Origin of the sequence: Scytonema sp. HK-05 (genome assembly GCF_963872035.1) — a bacterium.
Lineage (GTDB): Bacteria > Cyanobacteriota > Cyanobacteriia > Cyanobacteriales > Nostocaceae > Kalymmatonema.
Genome location: NZ_CAWMYC010000092.1, coordinates 235095 through 255494, shown reverse-complemented (window position 1 = coordinate 255494; position 20400 = coordinate 235095). Strand labels below are relative to the sequence as shown.

The window sequence follows — 20400 nt, the reverse complement described above, 5'->3', positions numbered from 1 at the left end:
TCTCTGTACTAGACAGTACTGGTTGTCCAGTCTTGTCCATTACTTAGCGGATAGCGTTAACTATCATCAGCAAAGTAAATACCTTGCGATCGCCCAAGGGGCACTGCCGAAGGCAATCGCAATCATTATTACTGTTACTACGCGATCGCCGCAAGCCGCGCTGAGATCCAAAGGGACACGCTACGCAAAAGCTAGCACTCAGATGTGCCGTATCTCCTCCCGAGACGCTGCGTCTATGCCTACGGCACGCTTTGCGCATACGGCGATAGGCGTGGCGTTAGCCATAGGCTCAGGCATACCCGAAGGGCTTGTCATCAGACATCGCTCCTCTGTCCAAGGCGATCAGCTTCTAAAATATAAGTATGCTTTCAACTCAAACACAACTCTTGCGACTTTCGCAAGGACAACTCAACCTCTTAGAACGTTGTCCGCGTCAATTTCAACACACCTACCTAGAACAACTCCATTCTCCCGCAGATCCAGAACATGAGGAACGGCAGACTTTAGGTAGCCGCTTTCACTTGCTGATGCAACAGCGAGAAATGGGTTTACCCATTGATACTTTCCTACAAGAGGATACCCAACTGCAAAGCTGGATGACAGCTTTTGCCAATGCAGCACCAGAAATTTTAACACCTGTACCTGGTAGCCATTTCCGTGAAAGCGAACACTACCGGACTCTGCAAGTTCAAGACTATTTACTCACGGTTATCTATGATTTATTGATTGCAGATAACCTGCAAGCACAAATTCTGGACTGGAAAACTTATCCCAAACCGCCGAATAAAGGCAAGTTGGAACAAAACTGGCAAACACGTCTTTACTTGTATGTATTAGCTGAAACCAGCGATTATCTGCCAGAAAATATTTCTATGACTTACTGGTTTGTCCAATCCGAAGGCAAACCGCAAAGTATTAAATTTAGTTACAACACTCTTAAGCACCAACAAACAGTAAAAAGACTGAATCAACTCCTCAGTCAATTAACACATTGGCTGCAAGGTTATTACCAGGGAAAGCCTTTTCCGCAAGAGCCGGAAGGTAGCAAAGCTTGTGATTACTGTCAGTATACAAGGCGGTGCGATCGCTTGCAAGCCACTCCCGAACAGATATCTGCCGCAAAGTCTCCGACAGCGGTAGACACGAACCTACTGAATCTAGCTAGCATTCAAGAAGTGATGCTGTAAATTACAGATAACTTCTTGATTATTTTATGCAATTTGATGATACTGAAGCGGTTTATGTCCGCGAATTAGGAATAGATGACATAGCCCCTGTCTATCACTTAGGGGAAGAGTTATTTACCAGCGATTTATACCCCTATTTATATCGTTGCTGGGACGAATGGGAGGTGATAGGGCTTTATAACACTGATCCAGAATACTGTCTTGTTGCAGAAGTTGATGAGCAACTAGCAGGGTTCATTTTAGGAACTATTATTACCAAAGCAACCTGGACTTACGGTTACATCCTCTGGTTAGGAGTCAGTCCTAAGTTTCAGCGTTGCGGCGTGGGAGACAAGCTGGTTGATAAGGCGATCGCACGCATGATTGAAGATGGGGCGCGTTTCATGCTGGTAGACACAGATCCAGCAAATGTTCCCGCCGTGAAGTTTTTCAACCGTAAGGGTTTTGGTAATGTCCGCCAGCATGTTTTCTTGTCGATGAATTTAAGCAGCCACGACTACTATGGCAGACTGATTGAATACGAACACCAAAAAGCTGAAAGGGCGGGTTACAAGCGTTCTCGTCCTGCAATGCGACCACGCAACAAGTCGGATGGAGTTGTTAGTGAAGTCGCCCTAAATACTTTAGTGAGTGATCACTCCTCGGAAGAACAAGCGCCGGTTTAACTTACTGCCAAAATCATGATTTAGTATTTGGAACCGCTGATGGACACAGATAAATCATCTGTGTCCATCTGTGTCCATCTGTGCTTCATTTCTCAAAACTCGGTTTTTATGAATAGATTTGTTATCTCCATATGCCAGAACAACAGTGGACTCTCGCGACAACTGAACAACCCCCAGAATGGTTCATCCAAGCTGTGAAGCAATATACACCCACATCAGGTGCACTTTTTGCTGCACAATTGTTGTGGCAACGAGGAATACGAGATAAACCACAATTAGCGGCTTTTGTCAATACAAAAACTTATCAACCTGCAAGTCCGTTTGAGTTTGGGCAAGAAATGCATCTGGCGGTGGAACGGTTGCAACAAGCACGAGACGCTGGTGAAAAAGTTGCCATTTGGGGAGACTTTGACGCTGACGGTATCACTTCTACTGCTGTCCTGTGGGATGGCTTGGGACAATTTTTTACCCAAAACACGCAGCTTATTTACTACATTCCCAATCGGTTGACAGAATCCCACGGGCTGAACTGTCAAGGAATTGAGAAGCTAGCAAAACAAGGATTTCAGTTAATTGTAACCTGTGACACTGGCAGTACAAATATTAGTGAAATTATTTATGCTAAGCAACTAGGGATAGATGTTATAGTTACAGACCACCACACTTTACCTCCAGAACGTCCACCCGTAACGGCAATTATTAACCCCCGCTATTTGCCACAGACACATCAGCTATTTCATCTTTCTGGGGTGGCGGTGGCTTACAAGTTAGTCGAAGCTTTTTATCAAACCCTGCCAAATATCCCGCAACAACCGCTACAGGATTTATTAGATTTAGTAGCGGTTGGGTTAATTGCTGACTTGGTGCAGTTGAGTGGAGATTGTCGCTACTTGGCACAATTGGGAATTGGGCGACTGCAAGAAGATTTTAAAAAACCACCAGGAGAAAGACGGCGTCCGGGAGTCGGGCGATTGTTGGAATTATGCCAGAAAAGTGGCGATCGCCCCACAGATATTTCCTTCGGTTTGGGTCCCCGAATTAACGCTGTCAGCCGCATTCAAGGCGATGCTTCTTTTTGCGTGGAATTACTCACAAGCCGCGACCAAAAGCGTGTCAAGGAACTAGCAGAAGTCACAGAATTAGCAAACACCCGTCGCAAATCTTTGCAGAAAGATGTTGCCCAACAAGTCGCGCAAAAGCTTTCCAAAATGGACTTATCAACGACTAGCGTCATCGTTCTGGAAGACCCTCAATGGGCTGTTGGCGTCTTGGGGTTAGTCGCAGGACAAGTCGCACAGGAGACAGGACGTCCGACGATTTTGTTGAGTACCGAGGGAGTGGGGGCTGGGGAAGAATCTTCTCAATCACCAATCCCTAATCCCCAATCCCTAGCCCGTGGTTCTGCGCGTTCGGTGAACTCGGTCGATTTATATCAATTGGTAAAAGACCAGGCACATTTGTTGCATCGATTTGGTGGACATCCCTATGCAGCAGGGTTAAGTCTCCCAGTAGAAAATATTCCATTATTTACAGAAGCAATTAACCAAAGGTTGCGCCAATCATTGGGAGGTGCAACCCTGACACCAACTGTGCAAGCAGACTTAGCTGTCACAGTTGCAGACTTGGGAAAAGAGTTATTTTTGGAACTGAAACTACTAGAACCTTGTGGAATGGGGAACCCAGTTCCGAAACTACTGATTGAAAACTGCTGGTTTGAAAATGCTTGGCATCGCAATCAACAAGATTCGCAGGGGAAAAAGGTACAGTACATAAAAGCCGAGTTTGACATTCGGGATGATTCGACGAGAAGCCCTTTTCCTGGTGTGTGGTGGGGACATTATAAGGATGAATTACCTCTAGGAAGATGTGATTGTATTGCTGAACTGGACTACAACACCTTCAAAAAACGCTATGAAATCCGACTGATAGCCGTCCGTTCGCGTCAGCAATCAGCAATCAGCAATCAGCAATCAGCACTTATACTAGACTGGCGTAACCCATTATTAGAAAAAGACTCAGCACTCAGTACTCAGGACTTAGCAGTTGTGATTAAAGAGTGTCCAACCAGTTGGGACGATTTACGGGTTTGGTTGAGGCGATCGCTTCACAACCAACAACCCTTGGCGCTGGCTTGGTCTAAACCCGACCCCAAACCACCAGAACAAATCTGGCTTACCCTTGTGGGAATTGCCAAATACCTCAGTCGCACAAATCTATCAGTCACCCGCGTCGAGTTATTGGAAAAATTGGGTATAGGTGACCAAGCCTTACTTTTAGGGTTAAGAAGTTTAAAATATTTGGGTTTCAAAATCACACGTCAAGACCGTTTTTTGCTTTTCACCCAAGGTTCAGCCATAGAATCAACTCTTGCAGAAGCTGGTATTTCACAATTTTTAGCCGCCGTACGCGAAGAACAGTTTCAGCAACAGTACTTTGCTGATGTACCTTTATCTACTATTGAGGCGATCGTTCATATTTCATAATAGATTTCTTGCAAAAGTATGATGAGTAGGCTAGTGAGAAGAGCAATATTAGTTATTAGAAGGATGAAGTATGAAGTATGAAAATTTTTCATCCTTCAACCTTTATCCTTCATACTTCCTTTGGTCATTTTTTCCTTTACTGAGAATCGTCCACAATCGGCGGATTAGCTATAATGCCACTGGCAACACTTAAGTGTATTTTAGAATCACCAGACTTATCTGTGCTAGGAACATTCGGAATTATCGTCTGAGAAATAAGATAAGAGATGAGAGTGGCAACTCCCTTATCGCCAATATCCTGATAGATATCTAGTGCCTGTTGATAAGCTTTTAAAGCTTCCCCTAACTGTTTATTCGCGTGTTCTAGTAACTTTTCCGCTTCCGCTTTACGGGTATTTTGATTTTGGGGTAGTGTTTGGTTAGTCATTTGATGCTCCTCTTTAAGGGTAATTTCCTAAATACATTCACTTTGACTAAAGACAAATATATATACCCGCTGAAATCACACCATTTCGGATATTCGTATCAGAACTCATATCTATGTCCTGATGAACACTGATAAAAAACGAAGAACTTCACCCGCCTCCCTTCCCGTCTCTGCAAACACTACAGCACCAGAGCAAATTTTTAGATTTCCTTAAGATTGCACACGATCTGATGTAGATTTCAATTGTTTAAGGTACGTCTCCAGTTCCTCTACTCTTTGCTTGTTACCTAAAGTTTTGTAACTATCTCGTGCTTGAGTCAGCCAGTTCATGGCAGCTTTTTGGTCATCTACCGCGACATACAAATCGCCCAAAGCTTCAGCAATCTGGGCTTGCTGTACCATATCCTTACTCGCGATCGCCTGTTTATGTGCATTTAAATAATGAGTCTCAGCAAGCACACTGACTCCTGCTTGCCAGTAGAGTTCGCCAAGCTTTCGAGAGACGGAAGTCTCTTTACTACCACCAATTATCAAAGCTTCTAGCGTCTCAATCGCCTCTGATTTTAGGTCAGAACCAATATAAAAAAAAGCACTTTGCAAAGCTTTTACTTTATCGGAAACTTGCTGATTATTCAGTTGGGCAATGGCTGTTTTCACAACTTGCGCTTCTTGCTTTGACAATAGGCTAAAACCCCTTGCATTTGGTTTTTCATCTGTTGAAAACTTACCGTTGTCAGCTTTAACAATCAGCAAATATTCCCCGCTAGGTTGCAGTTCTGGTTTCCCAGGATACACAATTTCATTGGTATTCACCTTTGTTTGCCAAACAACTGAATCACCTTTTTGTAAACTGACATCATAGCTTTTGACACCCAAAACTTGATTCCAGCGTAGCCTCGGCTTGTCAGTTAGTAGCAATGTGAGGCGGGGACTAATGACGTAGGGAATATCCGGGTTGATGGGACTGCGAGGATCGCCACTTTCGGCGCGTCTGCACTGGGCAATAATCGGTATTTGACTAACTTGAGTGCTGAGTGCTGCTGGGATAATTGGTGCTATCAATATCAAAAGCAACAAGCAAACAGCAAAAAACCAAAGGGAAATTTTAGCTTTTCTACTCTTTGCTTTCCAGTTTTTTGGTAGTGCACTAAACTTCATTATTTAGTCCTTGAGGTTTTAGAACTGCGGACTGATTACAATGTAACTTACCAACAAAGAACTCTGAATTCAGCTTGGGAATATAATACTGCTTCTGGTGTGGCATACATCACATGTATAGGCATACCATTGCCGTGCCCCTACAAACGTCTGTATTGCACTCAGTTAAAAACGGCTATATTTATAAATAGAATAATTCTTCAATATTAGACTTCTTGCAAAAGTCATATCATGATATTTAAAACCACAGATGCACACGAGATGTACACTAGTTATTTATCTGTGTCCATCTGTGTCCATCTGTGGTTTCATTTCATTCTTCTTGACGTTTGGCAACAGATGAGTGAATCTTCTAGATTTATTGATGAAGTAGTTCAGAATTCTAAGTTATCCTCAATTAATATTTTTCGCCGCCTCATTAACCCACTGTTTTTCCTCTGGAGTTCCAGAATTGCCATATTTCATGCAATTTCTCCAAGCCAAAAATGCCCCTTGCTTATTTTGTTGTTTTTCTAAAACTTTGGCTTGCAGGCAATATGCTGCAGCGCGATCGCTCTTGATATGAATTGCTTTTTGAAGAGAATTTTCAGCTTCTTGATAATTCCCTAGTTCTAAATACGCCCACCCCAAGTTTTTCAACATTGCATATTTAGCTTTGTTATCGTAAGCAAATGGCAGCCCCTCTCGTAGTAGCGTCACTGCTGTTGTATATTCTTTATCTAAAATATGTAAACGCGCTAAGTTATTGTAAGCTCTGTCGTAACCCTTTTGCACAGCTATTTTATAAGCAACACGAGCTTGAGCAAATTTATTTTTGTCTTCATAAAGTAAGCCTAAATTGTAATCAGCTTCTGGCATCTTTGGGTTAAAAAATAGAGCCAATTGATAATATATCTTGGCAACGTCAAAACTTTTCTGCTGATATTTGGCAAATCCCCAACCGTTGAGGTTAAAAGCTATCTCTGGTGAATATTTCCACAAATTAATGCCCCCACTGCTCAAAACCAAAAAGCCAGCTAGCAAAAACTGAAAACTACGTTTTTTTGATAATTTATCCTGTGTTGTTTTCTGTTTATCAGCTAGTCGTTCATCTGACTTAAATTGAAGAGTAAATGTATTTTGTAGTAAGCGCTTCAGCGCTAAATAACTGACTCCAAACCCTGTCCCTGGTATAGTATCTCCTCTATCTTGGGATAATTGAGAACTTTGTTGATTGCCTTGGAGCCGATTTAATATTTCTTGGCAATTTTGAGGTCGCTGTCCGGGGAAAGGCGCTATAAGGCGGTCAATTAAGTTTGCTAATTCTGGCGAAACATCAGTTAGATGATCACGCCAAATTAATTCCCCAGTTTCCGAGTTTTTGGGAAAATCGAGAGGAGATTTTCCAGTCAGCAAACAGACAAAAGTTCGTCCTAGAGCAAAAAAGTCTGATTGTGGAACAGCATAACCCTCAGCTTGCTCTGGAGGGGTGAACCCAGGAGAAACAAGTACAGTGCCGGTTTGTTTGCCTTGTTGTTTTTCCAGGTAAGTCGTTGTCACTTCCCTGACAGCACCAAAGTCAATCAGCACCAATTGCCCATCAGGTTTCAGCATGATGTTAGAGAGTTTGATATCGCGGTGCAGATACTGGTGCTGATGCAGTTCGTTAAGTATCTCTACCAGTTGGATTAACCATTCGCGTGCTTGTTCTGTGGTGAGTGGTTGATTTCCTCTAGCTTGCAACCACTGTTGCAAGTTAGAACCTGCTATTTTCTCCATCACGATGCAGTGTAACGCTTCACCATTGCCATCAGACCAAGTAAAAGAGCTATCTGGCTCTACACGTGGAATACCAGGGTGCTTTAGGCGAGCTAATAATTCGGCTTCTCGTTGAAATAGGGCGATCGCCTTGAGTTTGATTGTCGGGTTGTGGAAACGCTCTAGACTGAGAACTTTCAATACTTTTGTCGTGCCGTTATCATCCACCTCAAACACTTTACCAAAACCACCGCCACCAATTTGACGGACAACTTTGTAGCGTCCTTGAAGTAACATTCCTGGATGAATCATGGCGACAACCATCATGGCGAGTGTCTTTGCTCCAGCAGATTGATTCTTCTACAAAAGAAAACCGACTGATTCCAGAAAACTAATCCCTACCTATCAGTGGAAGGCGAACAGTGAAAATCGACCCTACTCCAGGTTCACTTCTAACAAAAATTTCACCACCCATCATATGGCAAAAGTGACGGCTAATTGCTAATCCCAATCCAGTACCACCATATTTTTTTGTTGTTGAAGCGTCCCCTTGGCTAAAAGGTTGAAATAGCTGTTGCTGTTGTTCAGAGGACATACCAATGCCTGTGTCTTGAACAGTAAACGTGATCATTCCAGGAGCATCGTTCCCGTGGAAGTCTAGCATTTCCTTGTTGACTATCAGTGTCACCTTGCCGTTGGTGGTAAACTTGGCAGCGTTGCTTAGGAGATTGTACAGCACCTGTCGTAGCTTAGTCTGGTCAGTGTACATAATGCCAAGTTCGCCATGAAAATTCACTTCTAAAACATTGGCATTTTTCTCCACCAAAGGCTTAACTGTTAGGACAACGTTATTGATGAGCGTGGCGAGTTCAAATGTCTCTGGGTAGAAAGTCATTTTCCCCGCTTCAATTCGTGATAAGTCGAGGATGTCGTTGATTAATGTCAGTAAATGCCTACCCGCACCATTGATAGATTCAAGATCCTCAATAAAATCTTCTGTCATTCCAAAATCAGCAGCATCATCTTTAAGCAGTTGGCTCAAGCCAATGATGGCATTCAACGGGGTGCGTAACTCATGGCTAATATTGGCGAGAAACTGGCTTTTTGCTTTGCTGGCTCCTTCTGCGAGTTCTTTTGCTTGTTGTAGTTCTTTTGTACGCTGTGATACCCGTTCAATCAAACGATTGAGAGATTTGGCGAGTAATCCAATTTCATCTTCGGTGCTGACAGGGGCTCGCAAATTAAAGTTAGATTTTTTCGCCACCTGTTCCGCGACTTGAGTCACCAGGATGACTGGTTCGGCGATCGCCCGAGAAGTACGCCATGCTACAATTGCGGCAATAGCTACCGACAGCAGCATACTCACTACAGCAATTAATCTCTCGATTCCTTTTGCCATTTCCACGCCTCTTGCTATTCCCTGCTCTTGCTGTTGGGCACTTTGCAAGATACGGCTCAATTGTTGAGTTAGCTCATCTAGCCGCGTGGTTGTTCCACCGTTCATAATATCCAGCAACTTGTTTCGTGCGGAGGAAATCTCCTGTTGATTTTGTGGCTGCTGCTCAAGCTGCTGCAAAACTGATTCAACTTGAATAACGTAAAATTTTAGGTTACTAGAGTAGTCATTCAATATAGTTCGTAGAGTGTCTTCCGTTGCTGCTAGCTTTCCTGGCTTGCTGTCTATGAAATCCGTAATGTTTTTCTCAATCCTGTTAGCTTTCTCAACACTGTTTAAAAATTCGGCTCTTTTGCTATAAAGACGTTTTGGATCGTCCACTAAAGCAACCAACTTTGAGCTATTCAATTGTGCATCTACTAAGGCATCTTTGTAGCTACCAAGCATTTTTGTTTGAAACTGGGCATGACTTAATTGCCCCGTTTCTATCCCCCGGTAGTAATTAGCGATGACAAACCCAGTCAGTGAACCCAAAAAGCCAATTCCAATTGCCAGAAAGTACCCATAGCCAATCTTCTGATGAATGCGCCAAGAACTTGCTTTGAGTTTCCCTCGGGAGGGAAATTCTATAGTCGGGAGTTCATCCTCGGTAGAGGGCTGTTCGGCTGACACTTGTGTTATTTCCCAATTGCTGTCAACAGCGGTTGGCTTTTGAGTTTGCATTCCTCAAATCTCCTTGCCCTCCCGCAAAAATTATCGGATTTGTATCAAAGCTCAGATTTTGTTCAATTTTTGATTAACACCTACTACATTATCATTATCTTCTTTTTTAACAGAAGCAAAGCGTTTCCTACTTAAGGATGAAGTTTCAAGTTTCAAAGAAAAGCTAATTTTTAAAGTAGAAATTATGAACTTTTTATAAAGCGCCCTTATTCTAGTCTACACAAAGCCGCCCAAAAAGCATCTACATCTTTCATGCTTTTTAAGGGCTTATACTCGCTTGTTCCTTTGTGCTTATTTTCTGCTTTTAGCAACTCTTCCTGCCCTTCTGGGAAACTATACTTTCTGTTGACGATACACATACTTTATTTTTCTCGCTGTCTTCAGTCATTAGTATACTTTGCACGATTTCTATTATATTTGAGCAGTTTTTATATGATTAATCAGGCTATTGACAGCGTCATGTAGCCATCCATATAGCGGTTTTCAATTGAATAGAATACTACAGTTCTAGATTCTTGTGTGATGCTCCGCACAGCCCGTTCTAAATTCGGGCGAGCAAGATCCCTACCCCACAATATTTCTATTACACAAACAGCGAGAACTGCTATAATTTACTGGCACTGCAGGTAAGCTAGCATACTATCACAAATCCTGCCACTACAAGGTTCGATTCTAAAAAACTTTTCTATTATATATTACAAATCATTAAGAGCCCCCCAAGGAAAGGGGGGTTCCAGGAATCTGAGGAGTTAGGAGTTAAACTTATTCAAGCTCCTAACTCCTGACTGTATTTATACAGCCGCAGCCGACAGTAAATTGTTGACTGCTTGGTTCAACAATTCCGCCTTATCGGTACGCTCCCAAGGCAAATCTAAATCGCTCCGCCCCAAATGACCGTAAGCCGCGACGTCCTGATAAAAACGTCCGCCTCGTTCACTGGGCAGGTTGCGTAAATTGAAGGCATGGATAATGCCCGCTGGACGCAGTTCAAAATGCTGTTGGACCACTTCCAGCAAGATTTGGTCATCGACTTTACCCGTGCCAAAAGTCTCCAACATAATGCTCACCGGCCGTGCTACACCGATCGCATAACTCAGCTGAACTTCGCATTTTTCTGCCAATCCTGCGGCGACAATATTTTTCGCCACATACCGACAGGCATACGCCGCACTCCGGTCTACCTTGGTGGGGTCTTTGCCAGAAAAAGCTCCACCGCCGTGTCGCGAGTAGCCACCGTAGGTATCAACAATGATTTTACGTCCGGTCAGACCAGAATCTCCCTGAGGACCGCCGATGACAAACTTGCCTGTGGGGTTAACCAAAAAGCGAGTTTGCTCATCTGGCTTAACATCAATGTCTCCAAAGACAGGTTCTACCACCGCTGACCAAAGGTCTTCTTTAATCTTGGCTTGCACTTCTGCCTCATCAGTGATGTCACCAATGGTAGCTGTGTGCTGAGTAGAAATCAGGATGGTATCAATCCCTACAGGTCGTCCGTCTTCATATGCTATGGTGACTTGCGTTTTCCCATCAGGACGCAGGTACGGCAAATCACCTGTTTTACGGACTGCAGCCAGTCGGCGAGCAATGCGGTGAGCAAGACAGATGGGCAACGGCATCAGTTCTGGTGTTTCGTTGCAAGCGAAACCAAACATGATACCTTGGTCGCCAGCACCAATTGTGTCAAATAGCTCATCACTCTGCTCCTCGCGGGTTTCTTGAGCAGTGTTAACACCTTGGGCAATATCAGGCGATTGTTCGTCCAATGCGACAATCACCGAGCAGCTGTTGGCACAGAAGCCGTTATCAGCGTTGGTGTAACCAATCTCGGCAATTTTTTTGCGGGCGAGATTGACATAATTCACATTTGCCTTGGTGGTAATTTCACCAGTGATTAATACCAAACCAGTGTTTACCACAACCTCAGCAGCAACACGACTACTGGGATCTTGTGAGAGAAGGGTATCTAGAATGGTATCTGAGATTTGATCGCAGATTTTATCTGGATGTCCCTCTGTCACTGACTCGGAGCTAAATAGATAACGACGAGACAAGTGTAGTTCCTCCATAGAAGGTTTTCCAACTGACTAAACAAAGCGTTTAGTTCAGCCACTTTAATCTGCAATCATAACAATATTTTTACAATCCTACTTCGTAGTTATGCGATTTTTATAAAACTTCCTACTTAAGAGTGATTATTTTAAAGATAGATAAAAGTTACCCTACTGGTTTATCGTTGTTTAGGAAATCAGGGACACAGCACAGAAAAAAATCTAACCTATAATCTGTAAAGCGTCCCGTACAGCTATAAAAAAATCGGGGGACACCCGTAAGCACCCCCAAAAGCTTCGACACAAATACACCAACTGTCACTAAACGTTAACAGCTAGCTTTGCTTCCTTGGATGTCAACCGTTCGTAAGCAGTACGCATTTTCAAACCTGTTAGAACTTGGAACAAACCAGTTCCATTATTAGAACCTGGATACTCGCGGTGCTGGAGTAACAACTGAGTCATCTCACCTTTGTACTTGGTGGATGTGTTACTCAAATGAGTTTCGATGTAAATCACTTCTTCCAGATTGTCAAATTGACCATCTACCTCTAACACAGAGACGTAACGACCATAGTACACATCTGAGCCATAGTACAGTTGCATACCAGGGTAAGAACAGCTCAGTTTGCGTCCGCAGGGAGTCCACTGAATTGTTGACCCTTCATCAAACAGGTAGACTGGGGCAAAGCCTTCTTTGCCTTCCCGCTGGAGCATACGTACCCGCAAAACTTTGCGCTCTTTATCGTCTTTAATTAAGTTTGTGGGCAATACCTGGAGAACCACATCAGCAAACTCTCTTTGTGGTTCAATGTACTTGCTAAAATCAGGTTTACGGGAATTGATTTGAGCTAAGACATCTTCATAGCGGTGACCGCGCTCTGCCATGTCTCGCTGAATCTTCCAAGCAATTTTGACTTCATCGCTGATGTCAAAATATACACTAAAGTCGATAAGTTGGCGCACGCGCTCATCATACAAAGGATGCAACCCCTCAACCACTACAATGTGATTCGGCTCGATTCGCTCTGGTGGATCGATGTTGCCGGTTTCGTGGTTGTAAATTGGCTTATCAATTGCTTGACCATTCTTGAGCGCTTTGATTTGCTCATACATCAAGTCAAAATTGTTTGCTCTTGGGTCAAGTGCAGTTATTCCTGTTTCTTTGCGCTGCTTGCGGTCTAATGAGTGATAGTCATCTAAGCAAATGACTGTCATTAACTCTTCACCGAATAAATCTATCAGGCGACGCAAAAAAGTAGATTTACCGCACCCGGAGTCTCCAGCGACTCCAATCAATACCACGCGTTCCGGCTTACTCATAAATCTCCTCTAGATACTAAAGATGAATCAATAATTTTTCTCACAACAATTTTCCAGCTAGGAGTATCCTTCAACGGTTTATCCTGCTTTGTCGCCTCCAGCAGCGCTATGACACATCAAACGGGTACACAACACAGTGGCTGCAGACACCTGTCTCATCTGTCTGAACTCGTTACTGGTAAGTATTTAATCCTAGTGTTATATTGGATTGTAACAGAATGGAGTACTCTATACAAGGCTTGCTGTATTTCCTTTCAATCAGTTTTCCACCCAGTAGGAACCGAACAAAATTTTTACAACCACCTATAACAGGCGTGGTCTTGTGAAGTCTTTGCTTGTGACTCCATATAAATAAGTTTATACGGTATCTTTTTTCTTTTCAATTTTTTTGTCAAAGAAAATTGACTCCTTTGAATTCTAATTTGTGAACAATGCTCGCTTAGATGGAAATCAGAAATTTCGAGACAGACTTGAGCAAGTGACCAAAAAAGTCATTCTTGCAGTAATTTTGCGTATATGCTCAAATTTGAGGTAGAAAAATCTAGCATGACACGCTCATAGTGGTTGACAGATTTTTCACATCAAGTAAAACTTATTTTAGTTGCTTATGTAAGGTTTCTCTCTATCAGAATTTAGTAGCTGGAGTATGCCTCAATTCTGGAAATACCCATAATGGGGGATGAAAATTCAGCAAATAATATTCTGTCTAAAACTCCCAGACTCATTTTCTGTGGAAAGAGGGAAAATTGCAAAATTGGAGAAGTAAAACGAATCGCAAACAATATACTCGTGATTGATATTCTCCAAGGTAAACGCTCTTTAGGGTTATCTACCTAACAAGTGGTAAGAAGTTATCTCCCTCTTTAGAGGTAGTACTTCAGGAAAAAAAATTAAATTGACTCATTATTAACATTCTCCAAAAGACTTATCGTCTAATTTAGAAGGTGAACAGGTGTGTTTTTTTGCAATTCCTGCTTGTCTTTGGTGAGTGTATGTCGCAAAGCATTGGCTAGAGATGCCGCTTTCCCAAAAGCGCCAGTTTTGTCAAGCCAAAATCAGGTAAACTAAAGCTGGCGCATAGTGCTGGGAAGGGTTTTCCAGAAAAGGTTAAGTAGACATCGGAGTGGTAGAAGAAATGTACATTAAAGGTGCTGTTGAAGGTGCTGCCAACACAGAATCAGGTAGCCGCGTTTTCGTATACGAAGTGGTGGGTCTGCGTCAGAGCGAAGAAACTGATAAAACGAGCTACCAAATTCGTAACAGTGGCAGTGTATTCATCAGAGTGCCTTACAACCGTATGAATCAGGAGATGCGGCGTATCACTCGCCTAGGTGGCAAGATTGTTAGCATTCAGCCTTTGAGTGCTGTGGACCAACTTAACGGTAAAGCTTCCACGAGCAACGCCACATCTGGTGAGACTGCTAACATTGCAAATGGTAAAGCCACACCTGTAGCTGAGGAACAGCCCAAGAAAAAGGATAAAGAAGGCAACACCATGACTCAAGCGAAAGCTAAAAAAGACGCCCACGCTGACGTTCCCGTCAATATTTACCGTCCAAACGCTCCATTTGTAGGAAAATGCATATCTAATGAAGCGTTAGTGCAAGAAGGCGGAATTGGTATTGTTCAGCACCTAAAATTCGACATATCCGGCGGTGATTTGCGGTATATAGAAGGTCAAAGTATCGGCATTATCCCACCCGGTGTTGACAAGAACGGCAAGCCAGAAAAACTCAGACTGTACTCGATCGCCTCGACTCGCCATGGCGATGATGTGGATGACAAAACAGTATCGCTTTGCGTCCGTCAATTGGAGTACAAGCACCCAGAAACTGCTGAAACAGTGTACGGTGTTTGCTCGACTCACCTGTGTTTCCTCAAACCAGGAGACGACGTAAAAATCACAGGTCCTGTGGGTAAAGAAATGTTGTTACCCGCTGATCCTGATGCCAAAGTGATCATGATGGCGACAGGAACAGGTATTGCGCCTATGCGGGCTTACCTGTGGCGGATGTTCAAGGACAACGAAAGAGCCGCTAACCCAGAATACCAGTTTAATGGGTTTGCTTGGTTGATATTTGGTATCCCCACAACTCCCAACATCATTTACAAGCAAGAACTAGAAGAAATCCAACAGAAGTATCCCGATAATTTCCGCCTAACTTATGCCATCAGCCGCGAACAGAAAAACGCACAAGGTGGCAGAATGTATATCCAAGACCGCGTAGCAGAACACGCAGATGAACTGTGGCAGTTGATTAAAGAAGAGAAAACCCACACCTACATCTGTGGTTTGCGGGGTATGGAAGATGGTATCGATGCAGCGCTGACAGCCGCAGCTGCAAAAGAAGGCGTAACTTGGAGTGATTACCAGAAAAACCTCAAGAAAGCTGGTCGTTGGCACGTAGAAACCTACTAATTTAGTCATGAGTCATGAGCCATGAGTCATTAGACTTTTGACAAAAGGCTATAGACTAAATTAAATAAAGATAATCTGTAGGTAGGGCATATGCCCTACCTACAATTGTTGTGTATTTGACAACATAATCTAAAATCCAAAATATAAAATTGGTATAAATCTTGTGGGTGTAAAGCTGGGAATACTGGGATTAGGCACTGTAGGAACGGGTACAGTGCAATTGTTACAAGATAAAAGTTTTCGTCACCCGTTGTTACAGGAAGTAGAAATTTATCGCGTGGGAGTGCGATCGCTCGACAAACCCCGCGCAGTCACATTGCCAGATTCCGTATTGACAACAGATTTAGAAGCAATTGTCAGTGACCCAGCGGTAGATATTGTGGTCGAGGTGATGGGTGGACTGGAAAAGGCGCGATCGCTCATCCTGAAGGCAATTCAAAATGGCAAGCATGTGGTGACTGCCAACAAAGCAGTGATTTCCCGTTTTGGTGATGAAATCTTCACAGCAGCAAATCAAGCTGGCGTATACGTCATGCTGGAAGCCGCCGTTGGTGGTGGTATTCCAGTCATTCAACCGTTGAAGCAATCTTTAAGTGTCAACCGCATACACACCGTCACTGGTATCATTAACGGCACGACGAACTACATCCTCACACGGATGCAAACAGAAGGTGGTAACTTTAGCGATGTTTTAGCGGATGCCCAACGCTTAGGTTATGCTGAGGCTGACCCCACTGCTGATGTCGATGGCTTAGACGCCGCAGATAAAATAGCCATCCTCGCATCATTAGCCTTTGGTGGACGCATCAAGTTAAAAGATGTCTACAGTGAGGGGATTCGGCAAGTCAGCAAGACAGATATTGCTTATGCCGAGAAATTAGGATTTGTGATCAAACTCCTGGCGATTGCGCAAAGCGCAGCGCCGCTTGCGGCGATCGCCAACAGAACGACCCCCTCATCTCCCTCATCTCCCTCATCTCCTCTGATCTCAGTCAGAGTCCATCCTACCTTAGTTCCTAAAGCACACCCCTTAGCCAGCATTAACGGCGTAAATAACGCCATTTTGATCGAAGGCGAACCTATAGGACAGGTGATGTTTTTTGGTCCTGGTGCTGGTGCTGGTGCAACTGCTAGTGCTGTATCATCGGATATTTTGAACTTAGTAGCAGCACTCAAAAAGAGCAAAACAGCACTAAATCCGCTGCTTGCTTGCGCACATCAAGACTACTGCCAAATTGTGCCAATGGCAGAACTTGTCACCCGATTTTACGCTCGTTTTCTTACAAAAGACCAACCTGGAGTGATTGGCAAATTGGGAACTTGCTTTGGCAACCACGGAGTCAGCTTAGAGTCTATCGTTCAAACAGGCTTTCAGGGAGAACTAGCAGAAATTGTTGTTGTCACTCACGATGTCCAAGAAGGTGATTTTCGGCAAGCATTAACAGAAATTCAAACCCTTACAGCAGTAGACAGTATCCCTAGCTTGCTGCGAGTAGTTTGAAAACAAAGGTTATAGTGGACAGGGGGAATTTAATGAATCCGTAACCTGAAAGCTGTAACCTATTACCTAAGACCCTCAAACCTATTCCCTACCCCCAAAAAGATGACAGATATCCCTCCTTCAGATCCAAAGTCATCTCAAAGAAATACCCTTGGCTTTGATGAATTTATCGCTATTCTTGTTGCTTTTTCTACCATTGGGTTGATTTTATTTTGGTCATTTTCCCGTAAGGATTCTAGTTGGAACATAAATGGTTTGCTATTGCCTTCCCCTACTTCCTCTGCTCCTCCTGTTACCCCCGCTAGGCCTGGTCAACCAGTCGTTCCATTTATTGTTCCTAGTGTCAAGCCAACAGTCACTCCATCCCCAACTGACCAAAATACCTTTGAAGATGAGTTACCTCCGGTTTCTAACTTAGCCCCAAACGAGCCACAGCCAGAAGACGAATCAACATCTTCTCAGACGACAACCAGACAACAATATTCTGTAGTTGCTCCTGGTGAAAAATTGCCAACAATTCCCCCGCCACTCGCTTTTACGGATGTACCTAGTGAGTTTTGGGGACGGCGTTTTATTGATGTTCTTTCTTCTCGTGGGATAATCAAAGGCTTTCCTGATTACTCTTTTAGACCGAATCAGCCTGTCACCCGTGCGGAATTTGCTGCCATTTTGCAACAAGCTTTTGGCAAAAGAGTTAATAGTACTTCAGCAGATTTCAAGGATGTCTCAGCCGAATTCTGGGCAACTCCAGCGATTAGCCAATCCATCAGTACTGGATTTTTAAAAGGCTATCCAGACAAAACCTTCCAACCAGAGCAGAAAATTCCACGAGTACAAGTTTTAGTTGCTCTTGCGAGTGGGTTGAATCTGAAAGTACCCTCTTCCCCAGATAAACTTTTAAGCGTCTATAAAGATGCCAAAGAAATTCCTAAATATGCTCTTGATAAGGTAGCAGCAGCTACAGAAAATAGTCTTGTAGTAAACCAGCCAGACCCAGAAATATTTGCTCCAAATCAAGAAGCTACCCGTGCTGAGGTAGCTGCTATGGTTCATCAAGCTTTAGTGCGAATGGGAAAGTTACAACCCATCCAATCTCAGAACATTGTGAGAGTGCCTCGTTAAGCTTTGCTATGCAAGTGGTCAAGCAAAATTAACCGAGTGGACTGACTCACACAGCGCTGATTCTTATGATTAGACCAGAAATCGTAGGGTGAGCATTGCTCACCAATATCTCAAATGTTTCCCAGATGAGCTTTAAGAAGCAATGCCCACCCGAAAGAAAACCGCTGTAAACTAAAAGCCTGCTTACGCAGGCTTTGTTTTGGTAGCCCCGGACTCCCAGTCTGAGGGCGTAAAATGAGGGAGCCAGGACTTTAGAAGAAATTGATAGCGCATAAGCCCGAATGGCTCTAGCACTGCATCAATAGCAGCTATTTAGCTTTCTGAAATTTGTTTGCCAACAACTTGTGATTTGAGGGCTGCAATTTCACTGGTTAACTCTTCCCGATTTGAAGCTTTGAGTAGATAGCGGTAAACAAACCATGCAGAGTAACCAATACCAATTAACTCAAAGGTAGGTGCGACTAAGGGAATGTCATTCAAAGCATCCAAGATTGCCAAGACTACCCTAACGGTGACAATGGCTGTCACAATCAAACCAATGGTAATCAGGGGCTGTTTGTATCTATTAAAGAAGGTTCCCAGATAGTCGGGCAGTGTCGCTAAAAAACCAGAAACTTGTTCTCCGTATTTTAGCCATTGATCTTGAGACTGCGCGGTTGGCTGGAGTTTAGTTATGGTTCCTGTTTGGTTGTTGATATTTGGCACTGTTGCCTCTGGAGACTTAGTTTCCACAATTTCCGGTTCTTGCATTTGGGCTTCCTTAATTTTCACACTTCAGTTACTTTAAATGCGGACAGTTACATCCAAAAAGCTGTTGACTAGGCGATGCACCAGCGCATCAGCACAACTGACTTTGGGGTACAACGAGGTTTTAGTTCCCTATAACCATAATTGTCCCTGAACCATTACTTCATCAACTACAAGGTAGAAAACCACTCAGAGGGTAGCAGCCATAACGTAGTAGGATGACTGGGAAATAGCGTTCTAAATTCATTTTTGGATGAACTAGAATCCTGAATATAGGGCTATTTGACGCCCTATGAGTTGCCAAGAATGGTACTCGTCTAAGTACAAATCATGCAAAAATCAGTCCACCTTTCATTTATACAAGTCTAAATGCCGATTTTACCCGATTTTTACCCGATATTTAAGCTATTTTAAGCTGTCATCCTGGATTAATACATTTATATTGATAGTTCAAACTGAGAGAGGTTATTAGTTATACTAAATTGACACTAAAAATAAGTTTGATAATTTAAAAATATTTATATCTACCAACAATTAACATAAGCATCTTCAGGCATAGTCAATATGTTGTAGGTTTACACCTGAATAATTTATGCATTAGGGGGGAAGCTAAATTAGCCATGATAGTTAAACGAGCCAACCCCTAAATCGCTGTTGCTATTGCCAAGGAGTTTTTAGCTTCCCGCGCAGGTAATGCAAAATCAAAACAAAAATCTTTTCAAAAGAAGTAGGTTTATGGGATCATCTCCACAGTTAGCCTATTTTTCAGGCTCTCCCACTTAACGACAAAGATAAGTAAAAGTAATCAATCTGCTCAGAAAATCCGTGTGCAAGGAATTTACCAATCTCTAGTCCCTACTTCCCACAATCGAAGCTATGGTAGGTTCTATTTCCAATCAGGAATTTCTGCATCTTCACCACCAACCCCGATACCTGTGTTAAATATCTCAGCGTTGGTAATGTTGAGGTCATTCATGGATGCCCCATAGACATTAGAGTCATAAATCGTAGCACGACTAAAATTCACGCCGTTGAGATTCGCTTTCTTGAAGTCAACGTTTGTTGCCAAAGCTGACGTTAAATTAGCTCCTGCTAAGTTTGCACCCGTTAAGTCAGCGCCTTCAAGATTCGCGTTTGCCAAGTTGGCTCCTTTGAGATTCGCATTTCTCAAGTCAGCACCAATTAAATGCGCACCACTGAGGTTAGCTTTCGATAGATCGCACCCACTACATTCCCCAGTTGAAATTAGCTTTTTGACGTGTTGCGGATTAGCAGCGTTAACTGAAGTTGCTAAGAGCAGGGGAGTAAATACGGTTAGAGCAGCTAAAATGTTGAATTTCATGATATTTCCCCTTTTTAATACAAGTCGCTTCCGTTTTCTCCTCACAGTTCTATTATCGCCTGTATAGCTTCTTTGGTATAGATTGACGACATAAGTAGGTTGTGAGTTACGTCAGCTTT

General features: G+C 43.2%; 16 protein-coding genes. 7 read left to right on the top strand and 9 right to left on the bottom strand.

The features are described from left to right. From AACT52_RS13355 to recJ, 4 genes are all read left to right on the top strand, one after another. Window positions 1–490: hypothetical protein (locus AACT52_RS13355; protein WP_233153772.1), on the top strand; the 490-nt coding region annotated here is incomplete at its 5' end. After that, a complete protein-coding gene (locus AACT52_RS13350) occupies window positions 387–1187 on the top strand; it encodes a PD-(D/E)XK nuclease family protein (RefSeq protein WP_233153775.1) in 801 nt (266 codons plus the stop codon). The genes AACT52_RS13355 and AACT52_RS13350, both read left to right, overlap by 104 nt. A 26-nt stretch (window positions 1188–1213) precedes the next feature. Further along, window positions 1214–1852, top strand: a complete 639-nt coding sequence (locus tag AACT52_RS13345) for a GNAT family N-acetyltransferase (protein WP_073626781.1) — start codon at window positions 1214–1216, stop codon at window positions 1850–1852. Window positions 1853–1983: 131 nt separating this feature from the next. Further along, complete coding sequence (recJ, locus tag AACT52_RS13340; protein ID WP_073626780.1) at window positions 1984–4335, top strand: single-stranded-DNA-specific exonuclease RecJ; 2352 nt, start codon at window positions 1984–1986, stop codon at window positions 4333–4335. A gap of 136 nt (window positions 4336–4471) precedes the next feature. Here recJ and AACT52_RS13335 read toward each other — a convergent pair whose 3' ends face one another. From AACT52_RS13335 to AACT52_RS13305, 7 genes are all read right to left on the bottom strand, one after another. Continuing rightward, window positions 4472–4762 carry a hypothetical protein gene (locus AACT52_RS13335; protein WP_073626778.1) on the bottom strand — a complete coding sequence of 97 codons (291 nt, stop codon included), beginning with the start codon at window positions 4760–4762 and terminating at the stop codon, window positions 4472–4474. A gap of 210 nt (window positions 4763–4972) precedes the next feature. Then, entirely contained in the window at window positions 4973–5920 is a 948-nt protein-coding gene (locus tag AACT52_RS13330; protein WP_073626776.1) for a tetratricopeptide repeat protein, read from the bottom strand. Window positions 5921–6313: 393 nt separating this feature from the next. After that, a complete protein-coding gene (locus AACT52_RS13325) occupies window positions 6314–7984 on the bottom strand; it encodes a protein kinase domain-containing protein (RefSeq protein ID WP_073626774.1) in 1671 nt (556 codons plus the stop codon). A gap of 64 nt (window positions 7985–8048) precedes the next feature. Continuing rightward, window positions 8049–9776 carry a sensor histidine kinase gene (locus AACT52_RS13320; RefSeq protein WP_198940801.1) on the bottom strand — a complete coding sequence of 576 codons (1728 nt, stop codon included), beginning with the start codon at window positions 9774–9776 and terminating at the stop codon, window positions 8049–8051. Between the two features lie 206 nt (window positions 9777–9982). After that, the gene (locus AACT52_RS13315; protein ID WP_339374980.1) at window positions 9983–10135 is read right to left on the bottom strand and encodes a hypothetical protein; all 153 of its coding nucleotides are present in this window, start codon (window positions 10133–10135) and stop codon (window positions 9983–9985) included. A gap of 432 nt (window positions 10136–10567) precedes the next feature. Further along, on the bottom strand, window positions 10568–11830 hold the full coding sequence (gene metK, locus AACT52_RS13310; protein ID WP_073626814.1) for a methionine adenosyltransferase: 1263 nt from the start codon (window positions 11828–11830) through the stop codon (window positions 10568–10570). A 318-nt stretch (window positions 11831–12148) separates the two neighbouring features. Beyond that, window positions 12149–13150 (bottom strand): phosphoribulokinase, encoded by a 1002-nt coding sequence (locus AACT52_RS13305; protein ID WP_073626772.1) that lies wholly within the window; start codon window positions 13148–13150, stop codon window positions 12149–12151. A gap of 1135 nt (window positions 13151–14285) precedes the next feature. Here AACT52_RS13305 and petH point away from each other — a divergent pair. The 3 genes from petH (at window position 14286) to AACT52_RS13290 (ending at window position 18192) form a co-directional block, all read left to right on the top strand. Continuing rightward, window positions 14286–15569: a ferredoxin--NADP reductase gene (gene petH / locus AACT52_RS13300; protein ID WP_073626812.1), complete on the top strand. Its 1284-nt coding sequence runs from the start codon at window positions 14286–14288 to the stop codon at window positions 15567–15569. Between the two features lie 163 nt (window positions 15570–15732). Beyond that, entirely contained in the window at window positions 15733–17070 is a 1338-nt protein-coding gene (locus AACT52_RS13295) for a homoserine dehydrogenase (RefSeq protein ID WP_198940799.1), read from the top strand. 102 nt (window positions 17071–17172) lie between these two features. After that, window positions 17173–18192 carry an S-layer homology domain-containing protein gene (locus AACT52_RS13290; RefSeq protein ID WP_073626768.1) on the top strand — a complete coding sequence of 340 codons (1020 nt, stop codon included), beginning with the start codon at window positions 17173–17175 and terminating at the stop codon, window positions 18190–18192. A gap of 312 nt (window positions 18193–18504) precedes the next feature. Here AACT52_RS13290 and AACT52_RS13285 read toward each other — a convergent pair whose 3' ends face one another. Both AACT52_RS13285 and AACT52_RS13280 read right to left on the bottom strand, forming a co-directional pair. After that, window positions 18505–18942 (bottom strand): CAAD domain-containing protein, encoded by a 438-nt coding sequence (locus tag AACT52_RS13285; protein WP_073626766.1) that lies wholly within the window; start codon window positions 18940–18942, stop codon window positions 18505–18507. An 883-nt stretch (window positions 18943–19825) separates the two neighbouring features. Next, entirely contained in the window at window positions 19826–20281 is a 456-nt protein-coding gene (locus AACT52_RS13280; protein WP_073626764.1) for a pentapeptide repeat-containing protein, read from the bottom strand. Window positions 20282–20400 lie beyond the last annotated feature (119 nt).

Bases quoted from the DNA above. Each gene is read 5' to 3' on its own strand.
- AACT52_RS13345 (WP_073626781.1), top strand. From the start codon at position 1,214: ATGCAATTTGATGATACTGAAGCGGTTTATGTCCGCGAATTAGGAATA.
- recJ (WP_073626780.1), top strand. From the start codon at position 1,984: ATGCCAGAACAACAGTGGACTCTCGCGACAACTGAACAACCCCCAGAA.
- AACT52_RS13335 (WP_073626778.1), bottom strand. From the start codon at position 4,762: ATGACTAACCAAACACTACCCCAAAATCAAAATACCCGTAAAGCGGAA.
- AACT52_RS13330 (WP_073626776.1), bottom strand. From the start codon at position 5,920: ATGAAGTTTAGTGCACTACCAAAAAACTGGAAAGCAAAGAGTAGAAAA.
- AACT52_RS13325 (WP_073626774.1), bottom strand. From the start codon at position 7,984: ATGATGGTTGTCGCCATGATTCATCCAGGAATGTTACTTCAAGGACGC.
- AACT52_RS13320 (WP_198940801.1), bottom strand. From the start codon at position 9,776: ATGCAAACTCAAAAGCCAACCGCTGTTGACAGCAATTGGGAAATAACA.
- AACT52_RS13315 (WP_339374980.1), bottom strand. From the start codon at position 10,135: ATGTGTATCGTCAACAGAAAGTATAGTTTCCCAGAAGGGCAGGAAGAG.
- AACT52_RS13305 (WP_073626772.1), bottom strand. From the start codon at position 13,150: ATGAGTAAGCCGGAACGCGTGGTATTGATTGGAGTCGCTGGAGACTCC.
- petH (WP_073626812.1), top strand. From the start codon at position 14,286: ATGTACATTAAAGGTGCTGTTGAAGGTGCTGCCAACACAGAATCAGGT.
- AACT52_RS13290 (WP_073626768.1), top strand. From the start codon at position 17,173: ATGACAGATATCCCTCCTTCAGATCCAAAGTCATCTCAAAGAAATACC.
- AACT52_RS13285 (WP_073626766.1), bottom strand. From the start codon at position 18,942: ATGCAAGAACCGGAAATTGTGGAAACTAAGTCTCCAGAGGCAACAGTG.
- AACT52_RS13280 (WP_073626764.1), bottom strand. From the start codon at position 20,281: ATGAAATTCAACATTTTAGCTGCTCTAACCGTATTTACTCCCCTGCTC.